Here is an 18,360-nt window from a genome sequence, read left to right as displayed (position 1 = left end):
CCCACTTTATCGCACCTAAGGCTCGGCCAATGCCACACTCGCGCCGGCGCGAAAGAAAGATGCCGCGTTATTTGCGGGGAAGCGGAAAGTCGGTAGGTTATGGCCTGCTGGCGGCAGCATGCGTCACCCTGCCAGAGGTGATCTCAACGTGCTCAGTTGGCTGTTGGACACAAGGACATGACCTTTTGGGCGGACCGATGAATGCGCGCTTAGACTCCTCAAAAAGTCCATGAGCCGCTGCGCGTCGCCAGCCGCGGTTATCAAGCAAGAACTATTGTCGCGATCGCAAGGGGATCAACGGATATACGCGGTAGGCGGCGACGCCGAGTAGATGGACACGGCTGGCTGAAATATTTCCCGATGATCGACCCAATGCCGGAGGGGCAGACCTCCGCGTGTGCTAGGGTGGTGATTGCAGAACCGAACTGCCGCCCGCCTACGAACCGCCTCGCCCAACCCGGTTATCGCCAGCGCTTTTCCTCACTGTCGTAGGTGCCGGCAAGCGGATCGCTCACCGCCATCAACTCACGTTTCATCACCTTCTCACTAGATGTGGTTCTTGGAAGCGCGGGAATGAAAGCGATGTACCGGGGCACCTTGAACATGGCGAGACGCGCTCGAGCGTGTTCAAGAATGCGTTCGACCGGCAGGTCGGCGGGCTTGACGCCCTGGTTCAATTCCACATAGATCTTGACTTCCTCGCCGCGTCTCATATCGCGAACCGGCACGGCGGCCACATCTGCGATTTCAGGTATCTCGCGGATAATCGCTTCCACCTCGCGAGCAGCGATATTTTCGTTCGAACGTCGTATCATTTCCTTCTTACGACCTTCGAACCAATAAAAGCCGAGTTCATCGCGGCACAGCAGATCTCCGGTTTTGAACCAGTCGCCCTCGAATTGGCTGGCGTTCGCTTCCGGTTTGCCCCAGTATCCCTTGAAGATGGCCCGCCCCTTCACCCACAACTCGCCGACTTCTCCGGTTTTCGCGAGCGTGCCATCTTCGTTGACGAGCCGCAGCTCCCGAAAAAGCGCACGATGGCCGACCGAACAGGTATCCTCCATCTGCGGAATATCTCCGACGAATTGTGTACCCATTCCGATTTCTGCCATGCCGTAGTTGTTCTGGCCACGCACGCCGAAACGCTCGCGGAACTGGGATATCGCCTCGGCACTCCACCCAAGTGAATACACGACCTGCCTCAGACTTTTCAATGCGTCCGCTTTGGCCTGACGTGCAACAAGCTCCGGCAACAGACACGACTCGATTCGGAACTTATTGATCCAATCGATGAACCGCGTCGAACTGAGCTGCTGAGCCTGGTACAGCGTGCCTCCCTGTCGGTACGCTCTCAGAACCTGCATTTGCCCGTAAGCATAAAAAAATGGCGCCCAGCACAGGTATCTCTTACAAGGCTCATAGTCGGAGCAGGCAAATGCGTACGAGCTGACACCGAACCAGTCGTGCGTCAACATGCAGCCCTTTGGAAATCCCGTAGTTCCGCCGGTGTGCGCGATCACGAGCAGGTCGTCTGGATGAACATCCGCATCGACGGGCAAGTCGTCGAAACCCTTCAATAGCTCATCAAGAGCAGCCCCCCTAGTAGGGTGCCCGATAACGATCACCCGATCCTCAGTGAGATTTTGCGGCCAAGGCTTCATTTCCGAGAACACCGGCCATGCAGACTCGTCGACGATAGCAAATTTCGCCTGAGTGTCGCTAAGGACGTACTCCATCTCCCTCGCTGTGTAGCGCGTGTTGATCGGAACCAGAACTGCACCAAGCTTTGCAATCGCGAACCACAGGATCGGAAACTCGATGCGATTTGGTAGAACTACGCCGATGCGGTCGCCCTTGCGTACTCCAAACGCACGCAGCGCATGCGCATAGGTGTTCGACCAGCGGTCCATTTCTAAGTAGGTAGCGCGCTCGCCGCGCTCGAAAATGTCGATCGCAATCGTGGAGCCGTGCCTTTGCGCCTGCATTGCGACGAGCTGCCCGAGGGTGATGGTTTCGTACGCCGACTCCAGGGCCTCCAGGCCGCGCAGCTCATCTGCGACGCGGTCTGCCAACTGGCATCGAGACGAGTTTATCGGGATCATCAAAACACTCCGGATGAAGAACAAAGCCAAAACAGAGTGCACCCGCCCTGAGACGCTGACAACCTGTTAAATTTGGTCTCGTGCCGCCCAATTTGCGCCGCTTTGGATGATTTTGCGCGACCTCCTGCATCCTTCCCAGCCTGATGCAAATATCCTCGATGTGCTCCATCGCGACGCCAGTGCCCACGTTGATGGCTAGAGTTTTCGCTGCCGAATCCCCTCGGCTGGACGAGCGGACAACGTTGAAGGGCTCGAAGTTTTCGGACGCCCAGAGACGGTTTATCCTGAAGCAGAGCCATGACGGGATTACAGTGACGGACATCTGCCGCAGGGCCCGGATTAGCCAGGCGACCTATTTCAACTGGAGGAAGAAGTGGCGGTCTGCTGGAGACGCGGCGGTTAAAACAGCTCGAGGAGGAGAACGCCAAGCTGAAGAAGCTGTTGGCGGATCTGTCGCTTGACAAGGAGATGCTGCAGGACTGATCCGCGGAAAGCTATGAAGCTTGGCCGGAAGCCCAAGCTGGTCGGCAGGTTTGCGGTGAGTGGCAGATATCGGCTGGTAAGTCTAGAACGTGATTGCTTCATGTTGAAGCGTATCCGGCGTTGGCGAGATAGTTGGCGCATTCCTGCGGCGTGAAGCAATCCAACCAGGCGCCGATGCGCTTCCAGGTCGCCTCTACGGTTCGCTCAGCTGCCTTTCTGAGTAAGGTTTTGAGCTTGGCAAAGACCTGCTCGATCGGACTCAAGCCCCTTGTGACTACCGAGATTGTCGATGATGACAACGTCGCCGGGCTTAAGTGAGGGAACCAGTACCTGCTCGACATAGGCCAGGAAGCTTTCGCCATTGATCGGCCCATCGATCACACAGGGAGCGCTGATGCGGTCGTGGCGCAGCGCCGCGAGGAAAGTCAAGGTCCGCCAGCGGCCGTGAGGTGCCTTGGCGACCAGCCTCTCGCCGCGGCGCGCGCGGCCGTGGGTGCGCGTCATGTTGGTCTTGGCCCAAGTCTCATCGATGAAGACCAGACGGGTGGGATCAAGCCGCCCTTGATACTTTTTCCACTGCGCCCGCCGCCGGGCGACGTCGGGGCGATCCTGCTCGCTGGCGTGCAGGCTTTTTTTTGAAGCTGATGCCTTCGTGCTCGAAGAAGTGCCACACCGCGTAGTAGCTGACCTTGATCCCGCGCTCTGCCAGCTCTGCAAGCAGCGCGCGCAAGGTGATGTCCGGTTGCTGGGCAAGCCGCTTGAGCAGCCAATCCCGTTCGGAAGACAGCACATAGGGACGATGGCCGCCCAGCCGGGCTGCGGCGCTTCCAGTCGCCCGATACCGCTGTGACCACTTCACTACGCTGGCAACGCTGACCTTGAAGGTTGCCGCCACTGACCGGCAGCTTTCGCCAGCCGCCACTGCAGCAACGACCCGCTCGCGCAAATCAAGCGAATAGGCTCGCCCCATGGGATGCTGGCCTCCAGCCCAGCCAGCATCTTGAATCAGAACCCGCCTGATTTGGGAATCCCCAATCGATTCAGCCTCAGGCGATCATGCTCTAGTGAAGCCCTCGCGTTCACCGCCTTTTGCGTAAATCAGTACGTTGTTGAAGGCGTAGCCGATTTGCCGGGTGATCAGACCAAACGCATCAATTTTTGTGCGGTTGGTATCAGCTGGGAAGGCGACGCTGATATTGGAGCCCGTGAAATCAGCCCAGTTTGCTGATTCCGATGATCTCGCCCGGGTGTACCGATTTGATCTCGCCCAGGATTCCGAGATGATCTCGCCCACCATTCCGATTTGATGTCGCCCGGGGCGCGAGGCGTTCTGGCTGTCTGGTTTCTGGCATCGGCGAAGCCGCGTGGTCAATCTTGAATCGCGGCTCGACGGGTTGGTTTTTCTGTTGCTCCTGCTGTGGGCATGTGGGCGACGCTCTTGCGTTGTCCAAGCGTAGCGGCATGTCCACAGCGCCACAGGCTCAAGCCTTTCGGTCGGGTTTGCGGGTTCGCCGCATGCTTTCGCCGTTGAGATCGATCCGGTGGGCGTTATGGACCAGGCGGTCGAGGACGGCGTCGGCGTAGGTGGGATCGCCGATCAGCGCGTGCCATTGATCGACCGGGAGCTGGCTGGTGACGATGGTGGAGCGGCGGCCGTAGCGGTCCTCGAGGATCTCCAGGAGGTCGTGGCGGGCGGCGGCGTCGAGCGGCTCGAGGCCCCAGTCGTCGAAGATGAGGAGATCGACGCGGCCAAGCGCGCGCAGCAGGCGGGAGTGGCGGCCGTCGCCGCGCGCCAAAGCGAGATCGGTGAACAGCCGCGGGACGCGCTGGTAGAGCACGGAGCGATTGTCACGGCAGGCCTTGTTGCCGAGCGCTGAGGCGAGCCAGCTCTTACCGACGCCGGAGGGCCCGCAGATCAGCAGGTTAGCGTGGTCATCGATCCAGCGGCCTTCGACCAGCTTCGTCAGCAGGCTGCGGTCGAGGCCGCGTGGAGTGCGGTAGTCGATGTCTTCGACGCAGGCCTCCTGGCGCAGCTTGGCGTATTGCAGCCGCTTCGACAGCCGCTTGTCGCGTCGTAATGACGCTTCGCGTTCGAGCAGCAGCGCAAGCCATTCGGCGTGGCCGAGGCTTGCGGCCTCGCCGCCGGCTTCGATGTCGGCGAAGGCCTTGGCCATGCCATGCAGGCCGAGCGCGTAGAGTTGATCGAGGGTCGGATGCGTGAGCAAGATGTGATCTCCTAATTGTAGTAGCGCGGCCCGCGGATGTTGGGATGAAGGATCGGCGCGTCGTCCGCGGAGCGCTTGGGTGAAGGACGCCGATCGAGATTGTTGGCAAGGATCGATTTGACCGAGCCGTACGTGCGCGCGCCAATATCGATCGCCCGCATGGCGGCGGCATCGAGCCGCTCGTGCCCGTAGGATCGGGCGAGCCGGATGATGCCGAGACAGGCGCGGAAGCCCTGTTCCGGATGCGCCCGCTCGTCGAGGATCAGGTCGCACAGCGCCGCGGTGGCCGGCCCGATCGAGGCGGCGTCCTTACGGATGCGCTCGATGGTCCAGCCAGCGTAGCGCCGATGACTGGAGGCCATATGCTCCGGCACGGTCGTGTGCTTGTGGTTGCCGCTCATGCGCTGATGCGCGGCGATCCGCTCACCCTTGTGGAAGATCTCGACGGTGCGAGCCGTGAAGCGCACCTCCACCTCGGCGCGGACGAAGCGATGCGGAACGCTGTAATAATGCGCCTCGACCTCGACGTGATAATCGATGCTGACCCGGCAGATCCGCCACTCGGCGAACTCGTAAGGGTTCTCCGGCAGGGCCTTCAGCGCTGGCCGGTCGATCTCCTCCAGCAGCTTGCGGCGGGTGACACCGAGCCGCCTAATCGGTCGCTCCTCGTTGAGCCGGATCATCAACTCGGCGATCGCCGCGTTGACGTCGGCGAGGCTGTGGAAGGTGCGGTGGCGCAGCCGCCCGAGCAGCCAGCGTTCGACCATCAGGACCGCCTGCTCGACCTTGGCCTTGTCCCGCGGCCGTCGCGGCCTGGCCGGCAGAATGGCGGTGCCGTAATGCGCCGCCATGTCGGCATAGCTGCGATTGATCCTGGGATCGTAGAGACAGGCTTTGATCACAGCGACTTTGGTGTTGTCCGGCACCAGCAGCGCCGGTACGCCGCCGATCGCCTCGAAGGCGCCGACGTGGCCGCTGATCCAATCGGCGAGCCCCTGCGTCCAGGTCGCCTGCGCGTAGGTGAAGCTCGATGCGCCGAGCACCGCGACGAAAATCTGCGCACTGCGCCGCTCGCCGGTGCGCCGGTCGATCACCACCGGGACGCCGTCGCCGGCATAGTCAACGAACAGCTTGTCGCCGGCCGCATGCGACTGGCGCATCGTCACCGACAGCCGGCCTTCCCAGGCGCGGTAGAGCTCGCAGAAACGCGAATAGCGATACCCGCCGGGCTCGCCCGCGATGTACTCCTCCCACAGGATCGACAGCGTCACGTGCTTGCGCCGGAGCTCGCGGTGCACCGCCGCCCAGTCCGGCTCGGCCTGCCGGCGATGGCCCCGCCGGGTGCCGGGACCGGCTCCCGCGCTGGCGAACAGCCGGGCTTCCAGCACAGCGTCGGTGATGGCGTCGGGCAATGGCCAGGTCAGCCCCGCCGCCTCGAACCGGTGGATCGTCAACCGCACCGTCGAAGGGGCTGTCCCCACCCGCCGCGCAATCTCGCGGGTCGGCATCCCGGCCGACTTCAATCTGATCACATCGCGCACATGGCGCATCGCAAACCTCTCCGTCGGCATCCAGGTCCCCCTTCGCAAAGCCGAAAGGCGGACCGTATCGGAGCCAGAAGAGGCCTCGTCACCCCGGGCGACATCATCCCGGAATGGTGGGCGAGATCATCTCGGAATGGCGGGCGAGATCAAATCGGAACGGTGGGCGAGATCATTCCGGAATGGTGGGCGACATCGAGCGGAATCAGCACCCAGTTTCCCTGGCCATCGAAAACGAGCACAAGCTGGCCTATCCGCCATCGAGAAATCGATACGCCGCTTTGTCGCTTTTGTTGAGTTCGTGACGCAGGTGTTTCAGCCAAGCACGTGTTCGCCTCAGAGCCGATTGAGAAGCAATCAAAAAAGGGTGTTCGGCGCGATCAGCTAAGTGGCACGAGTTTTGATGCTCTTCCTTGCGGCGCGGCAGGAGCTGCTGGCTGGCATCTGTCCGGGGTTGCCGTCATGGGTGGCACGGAGGAGGCAAAGTGGCATGTCGCTTTGCTATCGGATGGTGGGCATGGCCGAGTTCATGACCTCCGACGGTATGCGCGGGTCTTGTCGATCTCGGGGAGAAGATTTTGAAGACTGACTGCAGCCGCTCTCTTTGGACGGCGAGTTCTGGCCTAGCGGGTTCAAGAGCTTGTGCGCTCGTGCCTTCTCTTGGTTCCTTCCTGGAAGTCAGCAATGCGATCCGCTTCGGCTCTTCGTAACGAGTCACAGGAGGTGCTTGCATGAGCTTGGATATTGATTGCGATGGCGCGCCGCAGGACAGCCCCGCCGCAGGTCAAGTGTTCCGCGATCTTGGCGTTGAACCGATCATTAATTGCGCCGGCGTGCGTACCTCCTACGGCGGATGCAATCCAACGCGAGCTGTGCACGCCGCAATGGAAGCTTCGGGTCGAGCCTTTGTCGTTCTGAATGAACTGGCGGAAGCGATTGGACGGAAATTGGCTACGCTCACCGGTGCCGAATGGGGGCTCGTGACCGCTGGAAGTGCAGCAGCAGTAAGCCAGGCTGTTGCTGCTTGCGTAGCGGGTAACGATCCAGAAAAAATGCTGAAGCTCCCGTTACGAGGCGAGAAGGTGGTGGTTGTCGCTGCTGATCAACGGATGGCCTACGAGCATGCAATTCGAGCAGTCGGTTGTATGGTGCTTTCTATCTGCCGTGCCTCAGACTTGGACCAGCTTCCAATTGAGAACGTTGCAGCAATATGCGTTGTCGCTTCAGAAATTCCAAAGTCGGTCCTGCCCTTCGAAGAAATCGCTCTACGCACCAAGCAACTGGAAATTCCGCTGATCGTGGACGGGGCCGGAGAAGCCCCAAACTTTCCCAACGTTTGGCTTCAAAACGGGGCCGATCTGCTCATTCATTCAGGCGGGAAGTATATCAGCGGACCGCAATCTACCGGCTTCTTACTTGGTTCGGAAAGATTATGCAGAGCCGCGTACCTGAACGGCCCCCCTGGCCAATCGTTTGGTAGGTCAATGAAGGTTGGTAAAGACGAGATCATTGGCGCTTACGTCGCGTTGGAGCAATGGGTTATGGGAGGGGCCGCACGTGCGATGGAAAGATGGCGCGAGTGTATTTCGATATTGGAACACGAATTTTTGAGCGTGCCTGGCCTCTCAGTCGAAGCGATAGAACCAGATTCTGTATTCTGCAATCCACGAATAGCGGTTTCTTGGCAGGTTGAAACTTTTCAAGTAAACGCCGACGCGATCGTCAAAAAGCTGGCCAGCGCGCGCCCGCGCATCGTGTTACACGACTGTTGGCAGCGCGCGCAACGGATCGTAGTCGATCCGACCAATCTGACCAAAGTCGAAGCCGAGATCGTCGCCCGTTCAATCATTCATGCCCTTGCAGAACCTCCTTTAGCGCCAGCCGCACCACCGGAGGTCGCCTTTGAGAAGCTAGCAGGAGCATGGCAGGTCTTTATCGATTTTCTTCACGGCAGCGCTGTACATGCGTTCGTCCTACTACAGGATGGTCAAAATATTACGGGCACGCATATCGGCGCCGAGGTCTCGAGTAAGTGCCGAGGCGAGATCATTGGATCGCAATTGAAGCTGTTTTCACATTTGCCGGGCGATCCCCTGGGCTTGGACTACGAGTTCGAAGGGACTCTTCGCGACGGCAGCTTGACAGGTGTCGTTCACTTGGGTGCGTCCTCAGCCAAGTACAGCGGCCTGACCTTTAAGCGGCAATTCGGACAAGCGAGTTGGCGCGCTAAGCGTACCTGAACAAATCACGTCGATGGAGATAAAGGTGCAAGTCGCTAGCAAGCGGACTTTTCAAAGCAGGTCCAACTAAACTGCAGATACAGAGAAGGGGTCGTCTTCGACAGCAATTCAGTCGAGCCCATGCTCGCATACTTTCGATGGCCGTGGCCAAGCTGATTGATGCGTCTTTAATGCGCCTGGAAAGACAAGTGCGGGCCGACCGTTTAATAGGTTTGCTTGGTGCAGATTACGGTTACATCGAAGTTTACCAAGGAGGTGCGTCGCCGAGGAGTCAGAATTAACCCGGCCTCTTTAAAACGGTGATCGGAAGTCGGCCTGCCCCGTAGTTCATATCATCATCATGTCTAGAATGAAAGTGATCGGACACGAAATCGGAACGAACGGATCCTGTTTTTCGCAGGTGATCCGCAGCAGGTGAGGCACCAGGCTATATGCGACCTCCAGGCACGAGAAACGAACCGAGAAGATCACTGGCCTTCCGGAAGGATGATAGATTCGTTGTTGTGGCATTGGGCGGCGCAGAAATCATCAGCTACGGCACACTTTATTATTGCGTGGCTGTCGTTGCAAAAGAGGCGTCCCGTGACCTCGCAGTCACAGAGGAGTGGATATTCGCTTGTTTCTCCTTTGCTTTGTTTGGCAGTGCGCTGATGTCCCTGGTTGCCGGTCGGCTCATGGACAGATACGGCGCAGGCAAAACTATGAGAGTCGCCTCATTGGCGGGAGGTGCTAGCCTGGGAATAGCAGCAATTTCTTGGAATGCGTTCGTTTTCGCAGTCGCGCTATTCGGTATGCAGCTTGCGTCGGCCTTTCTCCTTTATGAGGCTGCGTTCGTGTTCTTGGTACAGCGAGATGCGGCTCATGCAAAGCGGCAAATAGCTCTATTGACATTGATCGTCGGGTTCTCGTCAACGTTGTTTTGGCCGCTGACCTCGTTGTTGCTCACTTTGATATCCTGGAGACAAGTCTGTTGGATCTATGGAGGCTGCAATGTTCTCCTCGCCCTCCCGTTAATCCAATTGGCTCTCGGCAGGTCCTCCGTGAAGCGTGGAGATCAGAACAAGGTCCGTGTTCCGCAAGCCCCGTCCTCTTCCAAGCTGATTGATCTTGTCATAATAACGATCGGCTTTTCGCTGACGACATTTGTTTTCTCAGCGTTTCTTGGCCGGATGATCCCAATCCTTTCGTCGATCGGTTTGGACATGCAGGGAGCGTGGGTTTCAGCGCTCTTCGGACCGTCACAGGTCGTAATACGGCTATTTGCAAATTCGTTTACCGAGAGAATATCCCCAATTGAACTCACCATTCTCTCATGCGTTATGCTCTCGGCGGCTACATTCATCATTATATTGACGTCTCACTCTCTCCTCGGAATTGCAATCTTCATGGCTTTGCTTGGGTTTAGCTCTGGTCTAAACAGCATCTGTCGTGGAAGCTTGCCGCTCTCAGCGTTCGGGCAGGACGGGTATGGAAGGCGGCTCGGGTTGATCACGGGCTTCCGATTGTCGACGGCGTCTTTTGCGCCCTTCTTCTTCAGTTTTATCCAAACCCACTATGGTATTGTGCTTGCATTGGCATCTCTAGCCGTCTGCGCAATAGGAAGCACGCTTTCGTTCGCACTCGTGAGCGTCCGGTCGACACGGGAGCCTGGCCGTTGAAGAAGTGAGTTTCCGCGTCAGCTTTGAGGGCTAGCCCGAAATCTTCGATGGTGAATCGCGAGTTCCTGAAAGTTTAGATCATCACGCCGAAGTCGGCGTATTCGTGCAAGATGCGGGTTCGCAATTAACTGGCCGAGCCAACTGGAGCGCCGAACGGGGGGACTCGGCGCCGCCGAGGCCGAACTCTAATGATCGGACGCACCGCCGGCTGAGAGCGGCATGTCGGGATTTGCTCGTTCATTCGACCTGGCCATCGCGACCAATACCGTCATTTCACCGGGGCGTGCCATAGCATTTCGCTTCTGCCTGGGGTGCGTCAGCAAGCGCCCCCTCACGATGGCGGTCCTATGGAGCGGTTGGATAGCAGCGTCTATAGGTGAAGCCCCCTTAAAGTTAGCCGATAAAAAGCTTGAAATCCATGTCACCTTAACTTCGCATGAAGGGACGGGCCGCCACGTTGGCTTGCCGAATGATTAAGCGCGCCTACTAGAATTAGTAGTTTGCGGACATGTCGGATCTCGCCCAATTTAAGCTGTAGTTGCGGTTGCCAAGCGCGCGCAAGGGCAGTGATTTCGATCGCCCTCGGCAGAACAATAACATCGAGGCTCGATGGTCTCATACCTATCTGACCGCGCAAATGCCGTTACTGCCTTCGGGATCCTCTGTTCCGGTGCAGCGATGGGGCTCGTCGCGAGAGGACACTACGAGGTGGGAATAGCGCTCGGACTCTGGGCGATCATCGCTGATGACGTGGACGGCGAAATTGCCCGGCGCACGAAGAATCGAACGATGGCCACCAAAGTCATTGGTAAAGCTCTCGATGCGTTCTCGGATCTCATTTTTGGATCAGTCACCCCGGCAATTGTCATCGCATCTTTGATCGATTCTCCAGCGTCTCCAGTATTCACAGCGTTCCTGTTATTGGTCGGAGCGCTTCGCCTGGCATATTTTGACTATTTTGGGCTGGACGATCGGGGTTATTCGACCGGTCTACCTCTCTCTTACGCTTTGCCAGTGCTCGCGGCGATCTTGCTAGTTGACCACACGATTGCGCCGCTTGAGTTAGGTGTCGTTCTTCCTGCCGTCTTTGTACCGCTATCGTTGCTCCACATCGCTCCATTTAAAATCAAAGCCTCAGGTACTCTTGTTCATGTTCTCACAATTGGCAGTGCGATCACTGCGTCCGCCGGGCTGCTGATTACGAGCATAGCGGGCACATGATCGGGCTGAACGTCATAGGGTTGAGAAATGTCGTGCTTAACTAACGGCCTGGTATTCGCCGGCACCCGGGGACTCGCGACCCGCTGCGTTCTGTTTATCATCGAGACCTGCGGCAAAGACCACATCTCGGGCATTCTCGGCGCGTCCCGATACGAGAAAACGTGGTGGCGGCATGAAACCAGTGAGGAGCTTTGGGAAGTCGCAGATCGCTTCGAAATACCCTTTTTCGAGTCGATGGACGACCTTCCTATCGGAAAGTTTCTTGTAAGTGTCATGTGGAACAAGATTCTCCCCGCGCATATTCTCGCACGCTTCGATGGAGGAGGCATCAATCTTCATCCGGCCCCGCTTCCTGAATATCGCGGCAGTTTTGCGCGGACGCATGCCATACTTAATGGCGACAAGAGCTTCGGGGTGACTGTCCACTATCTCTCGGAGCGAGCCGACAGGGGCGATATTATCGGCGAGTTGCAGTTCCCCGTGCTGCCTTCAGAGACAGCTCTCTCTTTAGATACCAGAGCGCAACTTTATGGCTACGCGCTCTTCTGCGAGGTGTGGCTGCGTTTGTTGGATGGATCCTTTACCCGACGCTCCCAAGACGCGGTGATCGCTGAAGATAAGCGCAAGCCTCGCTTCTATCCCATGCGCATGATGACCGAACTCTTGGAATCGGCGGACGTTCCGCGCAGCGCAGAACAACTCGAGCAGCTCTATCGCGCATTATATCTTCCACCACGCATTGAGCCTCCGAAGTGGCTGGTCGAGCGAGTCCTGACAAACGAGGTTCGGACGCTCGTTCGGGGTGTTTAGCCTCTGGGGCTAGGGTTTGGCGCGGGGCTCGGTAGGTGATCCGGAATACTTGAGACCTCGCTTCGGAGGACCTCGGCGAAGACCAAAGTGTTACGGGCGAATTGCCGCTCAGCGACTGAACGTGATCTTAGCTCTGGACGGTGTTTTTGTCGCACCCAAGCTATCGAGAGGTGCGAGCGAGCCCGCAACCCAACCACTTGGGAGTCGGCTTAGCGCGGACGAGGAGGGCAAGCTGTGTGTGGGATTTGCGGATTCATCGGACGGATCACTGATAAGTCGGTGACCGAGCGGAACCTCGCGCGTTGCGTTCAGACGCTCGCCCATCGGGGACCCGACGCGAGTGGAACTTGCGTGACGCCCTCCTTTGCCTTTGCGCATCGAAGGCTCGCCATCATCGATCTGGATTCTCGGTCGAATCAACCGTTCTTCGATGAGGAGCTCGGCCTAGCAGTCACGTACAACGGCGAGATCTACAACTATCGTGACTTAAGGCGGGACTTGCTCCGGCGCGGATACCGCTTTCGCACTGGGTCGGACACGGAGGTACTTTGCAAGGCATTTGCTTGTTGGGGAATTGATAGCCTCAAACGTCTGCGGGGAATGTTTGCTTTCGCAATCCACGATCAAAAGACCGGGACAGCGTTCCTCGTCAGAGATCGGCTCGGAATTAAGCCGTTATACTACGCTCGCGTAGATAATGGCTTTGTCTTTGCCTCACAGCCGTCAGCCATCCTGCATTGGCCAAGGGTCCGCTCAAAGCGTGATCCGGTTGGAATATCAAGCTTCCTCTCCTACCGCGCCATCTTCGGCGAGAGGACTCTATATGCAGATATTCGAAAGCTGCAACCGGGCACCTGGCTGAAGATAACTGATCAATCACACGAGCATGCGCGTTGGTGGGATCCGGCTCGCCTCGATGATAGCGTTGATTGCGATTCTCTCGACGCGTTGATCGGCAGCGCCGTGGAGGAACATTTGTTGGCCGATACTCCCATCGCAGCGCTGCTGTCCGGAGGGCTCGACTCCAGCGTCCTGGCTTTCGAGCTTTCAAGGCACTTTGCACAAAGCCCGACATGCTTCACTGGAATCGTATGCGATGACGTGTACGATGAAAGCCCTTATGCTGTCGAGGTGGCGAAATCCCTTAAGCTCCCCCACGTCTTGGTTCGGCTGCCTGGAGCAACGAGTCTGGATGTCGTTAAACGCCTCACCGCATTACGTGGTCATCCAATCGGCATGCACAACGAAGCGGCGATGTATTTGCTTGCGCGGGCGGTCGCCCACTCGCACAAGGTTCTCCTTACCGGCGAAGGTGCCGACGAGATATTCCTTGGATATAGCCGAATCTTCAGATTGCCCTTCGACCTTCGTCGACAGGCGCTTCTATCCGCTTTGCCGAACGTCATTGGCCGTCCGGCGCGACGTCGTCTCGGCCTTCCCAAGTTCGAAACGAGGGAGTTCGAGTTCTTTCTCGCGCGCTACACCTACTTCCCACAATCCGAGAAGATGGAACTGGCGACATCGGCATGGAGAAAGGACATCGTTGACGATGCGGACCTCATCGATTGGATGAACAATGCTTACCATTCGGGTGGCGCCACTCCTGACGAGCGCATCAGGCATTTTTTTGTACGGCATCATCTGCCGGCCCTGCTCGAAATGGTCGACAACACCACGATGGCGGCCGGGGTCGAGTCTCGCGTTCCCTTCACAGACCACAGAATCGTCGCGTTGGCTCTGCGCATGTCGCCCTCAGAACATCTGCGCTGGAAGAATCTCTTCGCACCCATTCGGGCGGCCTTCGCCCCGATTGAGGAATTTAGCGAAACACTCGACGTTTCCAAGGCCGCACTGCGTACTCTTTACAGAAATCGTCTACCCGCAAGTGTGATCACGAGAAAGAAGCTCGGGTTTCCATTGCCCTTAGGTAAGTGGGCGATAGACCAAAGCTCGGCGCCCTTTCGCGACTTAATCTTCGGAGGATCTCCGGCGATCGCTGATTATCTCGATATCGGCGCTCTGCGGCGATGGTATACTAGCCGCTCTCAAGCCGCGAACGACACATTCGGAAAACAACTCTGGCTGATCTGCAATCTAGAAATCTTCCTTCGTCAACTGTCGTCATAGATTGTTTGTATGATGGGACACGATGGGTCGAGGCCAGCCAATCCTGAATTCCGCGCCGATTTGCGTGAAAACCGCGAGCCGATAGTTTCGGAATGGGGAACATTCCAGGCGCAGCTGTGGAAAACTAACAAGATTCTCGATCGTGCCATCCAGCGCGAATGATGCGTTTTGAGGGCATCTGGAACTACGCTGAAGCGCCGGCGATCACCACAAAATCCTTACACGTCGATCCATTAGCACGCGATGAAGGACGTCGCCCGTTATAGCCGCCTGACGGTTCCCGCGCCCGCGGAGAACGCTTGCTTTGATGACGCGCGGAAGAATGCAGGCCCCGCCTCCTGATCGCTGTGGTTATGCTCCTGTCGATTCTCGGCATATACCGACCCTTCCGATCGCTCAGGCCTCTCGATGGCTCTGTTCGGAGCCAGCTGATCGTATTGGGCTTTCGGGGGCTATCAAACGCAATTAGCGCTCGGCATGCTAACGGTCAGCTCGTCAAGCCGGGGGGTGATGGTTAGCAAGTCTTGGAAGCAAAATCTCAACCTTCGTCATTTGGGGAAGGCCCGCAAGAACGACCGCTTTCTCCCGCTTCGCACCGAACTCGGTCATGCTGGCGAAGGTCGCGTGGTCCACTCGCGTGGCATCATCTCCTTGGGTGGGGTCTTTCAGAGGATCATTGAAGAACACGTAATCTTCGTCAGCTCCGGTGAACACCACCCAATGAGTGATGGTTTTACCCTCGAATTCAATGCTGACCATCACGATGGGATACCAGCCTGCCGCCATCCAATTCGAGAGATCATCGAGGCTGTAAGTTCCAACATGGACATGGATGCCGCGCTCGTATGCTTCCGCGAGATCTCGCTCCTGGAGAATCTGCATCACCTCCATCTCGCCGTCTTGCGAAGCGCGAGACTCAAGAAAAAGCCCATCGTGGCTCACGACAACAAGCGCGGCGAAACCGCGGCGTTTGAGGGCCAATGCCAGACCAATCGGTCCGCAGCCGCCGTGAATGGTCGTTGCCTCTCGCCAGATCTCGAGCTCGGCTCTTTCAGTGGGCTGATATTGCTGGTCTAGCGCGGACATGACCATCATCAGGGACGATGGGCCACAGGTGAACTTCCTCTTTTGCCGATACAGAGGGACGTTCCTGACCATTTGATTCTTTGAGCTCTCGAGGCCCGGACGCGACATGACCCTCACCTCAGATGGACGTGAAAGAAGCTGGGCGAGGTGCCATCTAGCGCAGACACTCGCTAATTGTCATGAGTGCGATTGCCGTCGCTGCGATGATGAGTCCCGGCACGAGGGCGATCCACCATGCTGTCATCAAATAGTCTCTGCCGAACCCCACCATATTCCCCAAGCTGGACATCGGGGGTTGGATCCCCAATCCCAAAAAGCTCAGGGTGCTTTCCAATAGAACGGTTTCGGTGAGCCCAAGGGTCATGCCGACCGCTAGGGTGGGCGCACAGGCTGGGACAATGTGCCTTGCGTAGATGTGAATCCGCGAAGCGTTGTAGGTCCGCGCTGCCGTTACATGAAGCCGATTGCGAGCCGTCAAAGCCAGCCCTCTCGCGATGCGGGCGTGACGCTCCCAACCGTGCAGGCCTACAAGACACACAAAGAGTCCGAGCGAATTGCCAAATATCGTGATGACAAGCAGTGCGGTCATCATGAACGGGACGGCAGCCTGCATGTCGACAAGTGCCATGACTCCCTCATCGATCAGTCCGCCAAGCTCGGCAGCGAGGAAACCCAAGCAAACGCCCAGCAGGGTACTGATGAGGGTCCCGCCCGCCGCAACGAGCATGCTGATCTGGATCGAATATATCAAGCGAGCCAGTACGTCCCGCCCGAGCTCGTCGGTACCCAGCAAATGTTCCACCGTGCCGCCGAAGAATAGCGGTGGCGAAAGTCGTGCATCCAAGGAGATCTCTGCCGGGTGATAGGGGGAGATCACCTGGGCCAGTGCAGCAATCAACAGGGATCCGGCAATCCACATCGAGGCAACATAGAGTCCTACCCTGGGTGGCTTACGCGCACCGCATCGGTCTTTCGAAAAACGAAAGATGTTACAAGTCCATTCACGCGCCCAGGCGGTACTCATCTATTTCTCCGAGGACTTCGACCGCGGATCAAGCCAGGTGTAACCGAGATCGACGGCCAAGTTGGTCATGATCATCGCGGTTCCAGCAAGCAGGACAATTGCCTGCACCACTGGAACATCTCTGTTTCCGACGGATGTGACGAAGAGATTTCCGATACCCGGCCATGAGAAGACCGTCTCGACTACTGTCGAACCAGTTATCGCTCCGCCGATGAGCAGGCCAAGTATGGTCAAGATCGGAGCCGCCGCATTGGGCAGTACGTGATGGATCAAGATCCGCCGGAACGGAATGCCACGCGCCAACGCAGCCAACACATAGCGACTATCCAGCGATTCGCGAACGGCCACGCGGGTGTACCGGGCAAGTACGGCGGAGCTTGCGGCCGCCATGGTCACTGCCGGCAAAACCAAGCTGCGCCAGCTCTCGGCGTCACCGGTCGGTAACCAGTTGAGCTGAATGGAGAACACCAGCATCAGGACGATTGCCAGGAAGAAGCTGGGAACGCATAGTCCCAGGACGCTCGCGATAGCGCACGCACGGCCTATGAGCCTCGACGGAAACACCGCGGCAGCTATTCCTCCCGCAATCCCCGTTACCGCTGCCAAAGCAAGAGCAGAGCAGGCGAGTGTCAGCGTCAACGGAAGGTGGCTGAGGACGACACCGAGTGCATCGTGTCGATAGACGTAAGAGACGCCGAAGCTTCCTTGGGCGACGTTACGGAGATAGGCCAAGTATTGCGCCAGCAACGGGCGGTCGAGCCCCAATTCGCCCGAGTATGCGGCGCGCATGTCAGGGGTGGCGTCCGGTCCAAGAAAGACGGTTACCGGATCGCCCGCGCAGCGCATAAGAATGAATACGCTCGTCACCATCAGAACGAGCGTGACCGTTGCGCGGGCGATCTTGCTCGCAAATACCTTCTGGGCGTTGCGCCTCATGCGGTTATGACCTCTCCGCCGACAAGTGCCGACGCTCTCCAGGCTGCGAGCAACCCTTTGAGGGTGACGCCATCTCGAGCCCGAGTTCAGAATTGGGCACCGCCCTGAGCAGGGATTTCATGTAGTCCGTTTTTGGCTCGAGCAGTATCTCATCGCGTGAACCGCTCTCAACGATGCTTCCGCGCTTCAGGACGGTGATTTCTGAGCAGAGGTAGGCCACGGATCTGATATCATGACTGATGAATAAGAGGGATAGGCCCCGGCTCTCACGCAGATCCGACAGAAGGTTCAGGATCTGGGCTTGAACAGTCATGTCGAGTGCGGAGACGGGCTCGTCACAAATCAGAACCTCGGGGTCGAGAATAAGCGCTCGCGCTATATTGACCCGCTGCGCCTGTCCGCCGCTTATCTGATGCGGTAACTTGCCAAGGATTTCGCCCGATAAGCCGACGGCGGAAATTGCTGCAACGAGCCGAGCCTGACTATCGGAAGACTTCATCTTGAAGTTCACAAGCAGAGGCGCGATGATTTGTTTGCCGATCGGGGTGGCTGGGTTCAGTGCGTCGAGAGGGTTCTGAAAGACAGGTTGGACGCGGAGGCGGAATGCAGCCAATCGATTCGGCGTCAGCAGCTCGCCGTCAAAATGGATCTGGCCCGCTTGTGGCGCTGTCAACCCAAGCAGAAGCTTCGCGATGGTGCTTTTGCCGCTGCCGGACTCCCCGATCAGCCCATGGGCTTTCCCATGACGGATGCTCATGTTGATGTTGCGCAGGCTCGAGCCGCCAAGGACCTCCGCCGCTGAGCGGCGAGGAGCCCGGTAACAAAAACCAACATTGCGCAGCTCGAGGATCGGTTCCGAGGACGCCCGCGCTGTACGAAGTCGAGGAGGCCCGATTGGCGCTGTCAT

The 18,360-nt window shown here is 58.0% G+C and carries 13 protein-coding genes and 2 pseudogenes; 6 read left to right on the top strand and 9 right to left on the bottom strand.

The features are described 5' to 3' along the window. Positions 1–461: 461 nt before the first annotated feature. Positions 462–2,102, bottom strand: coding sequence for a class I adenylate-forming enzyme family protein (locus P6U29_RS33360; protein ID WP_407114537.1), 1,641 nt, complete (start codon positions 2,100–2,102; stop codon positions 462–464). A gap of 242 nt (positions 2,103–2,344) precedes the next feature. Between P6U29_RS33360 and P6U29_RS33355 the strand changes: the two are divergent. Next, positions 2,345–2,694, top strand: a pseudogene (locus P6U29_RS33355) (transposase); the annotation flags it as partial. Here P6U29_RS33355 and P6U29_RS33350 read toward each other — a convergent pair. The 4 genes and pseudogenes from P6U29_RS33350 to istA all read right to left on the bottom strand — a co-directional run bounded on the left by P6U29_RS33350 (position 2,684) and on the right by istA (position 6,360). Next, a pseudogene (locus tag P6U29_RS33350) lies at positions 2,684–3,555 on the bottom strand (IS630 family transposase). The pseudogenes P6U29_RS33355 and P6U29_RS33350 sit on opposite strands and share 11 nt — an antisense overlap. Positions 3,556–3,639: 84 nt before the next feature. Next, entirely contained in the window at positions 3,640–3,957 is a 318-nt protein-coding gene (locus P6U29_RS33345; protein WP_407114536.1) for a hypothetical protein, read from the bottom strand. 109 nt (positions 3,958–4,066) lie between these two features. Continuing rightward, positions 4,067–4,810 carry an IS21-like element helper ATPase IstB gene (gene istB / locus P6U29_RS33340; protein ID WP_407112755.1) on the bottom strand — a complete coding sequence of 248 codons (744 nt, stop codon included), beginning with the start codon at positions 4,808–4,810 and terminating at the stop codon, positions 4,067–4,069. Positions 4,811–4,821: 11 nt separating this feature from the next. Next, complete coding sequence (gene istA, locus P6U29_RS33335) at positions 4,822–6,360, bottom strand: IS21 family transposase (protein ID WP_407119246.1); 1,539 nt, start codon at positions 6,358–6,360, stop codon at positions 4,822–4,824. Between the two features lie 722 nt (positions 6,361–7,082). On the opposite strand from istA, the gene P6U29_RS33330 reads away from it, so the two are divergent. From P6U29_RS33330 to asnB, 5 genes are all read left to right on the top strand, one after another. Beyond that, positions 7,083–8,591 carry a hypothetical protein gene (locus tag P6U29_RS33330; RefSeq protein WP_407114535.1) on the top strand — a complete coding sequence of 503 codons (1,509 nt, stop codon included), beginning with the start codon at positions 7,083–7,085 and terminating at the stop codon, positions 8,589–8,591. 431 nt (positions 8,592–9,022) lie between these two features. Continuing rightward, a complete protein-coding gene (locus P6U29_RS33325; protein WP_407114534.1) occupies positions 9,023–10,249 on the top strand; it encodes an MFS transporter in 1,227 nt (408 codons plus the stop codon). Between the two features lie 609 nt (positions 10,250–10,858). Then, the gene (locus P6U29_RS33320) at positions 10,859–11,470 is read left to right on the top strand and encodes a CDP-alcohol phosphatidyltransferase family protein (protein WP_407114533.1); all 612 of its coding nucleotides are present in this window, start codon (positions 10,859–10,861) and stop codon (positions 11,468–11,470) included. A 27-nt stretch (positions 11,471–11,497) separates the two neighbouring features. Then, the gene (locus P6U29_RS33315) at positions 11,498–12,280 is read left to right on the top strand and encodes a formyltransferase family protein (RefSeq protein ID WP_407114532.1); all 783 of its coding nucleotides are present in this window, start codon (positions 11,498–11,500) and stop codon (positions 12,278–12,280) included. Positions 12,281–12,514: 234 nt separating this feature from the next. After that, positions 12,515–14,407 carry an asparagine synthase (glutamine-hydrolyzing) gene (gene asnB / locus P6U29_RS33310; protein ID WP_407114531.1) on the top strand — a complete coding sequence of 631 codons (1,893 nt, stop codon included), beginning with the start codon at positions 12,515–12,517 and terminating at the stop codon, positions 14,405–14,407. A 495-nt stretch (positions 14,408–14,902) separates the two neighbouring features. On the opposite strand, the gene P6U29_RS33305 is transcribed toward asnB, so the two are convergent. From P6U29_RS33305 to P6U29_RS33290, 4 genes are all read right to left on the bottom strand, one after another. Then, the gene (locus tag P6U29_RS33305; RefSeq protein WP_407114530.1) at positions 14,903–15,493 is read right to left on the bottom strand and encodes a peptidase C39 family protein; all 591 of its coding nucleotides are present in this window, start codon (positions 15,491–15,493) and stop codon (positions 14,903–14,905) included. Between the two features lie 154 nt (positions 15,494–15,647). Continuing rightward, on the bottom strand, positions 15,648–16,517 hold the full coding sequence (locus P6U29_RS33300) for an ABC transporter permease (RefSeq protein WP_407114529.1): 870 nt from the start codon (positions 16,515–16,517) through the stop codon (positions 15,648–15,650). Continuing rightward, complete coding sequence (locus tag P6U29_RS33295) at positions 16,518–17,453, bottom strand: ABC transporter permease (protein ID WP_407114528.1); 936 nt, start codon at positions 17,451–17,453, stop codon at positions 16,518–16,520. It lies immediately after the preceding gene. Between the two features lie 4 nt (positions 17,454–17,457). Next, a complete protein-coding gene (locus P6U29_RS33290; protein ID WP_407114527.1) occupies positions 17,458–18,360 on the bottom strand; it encodes an ABC transporter ATP-binding protein in 903 nt (300 codons plus the stop codon).

The sequence above is a fragment of the Bradyrhizobium sp. LMG 9283 genome, assembly GCF_045571415.1.
GTDB lineage: Bacteria > Pseudomonadota > Alphaproteobacteria > Rhizobiales > Xanthobacteraceae > Bradyrhizobium.
This window is presented reverse-complemented; position numbering and strand designations above follow the sequence as displayed.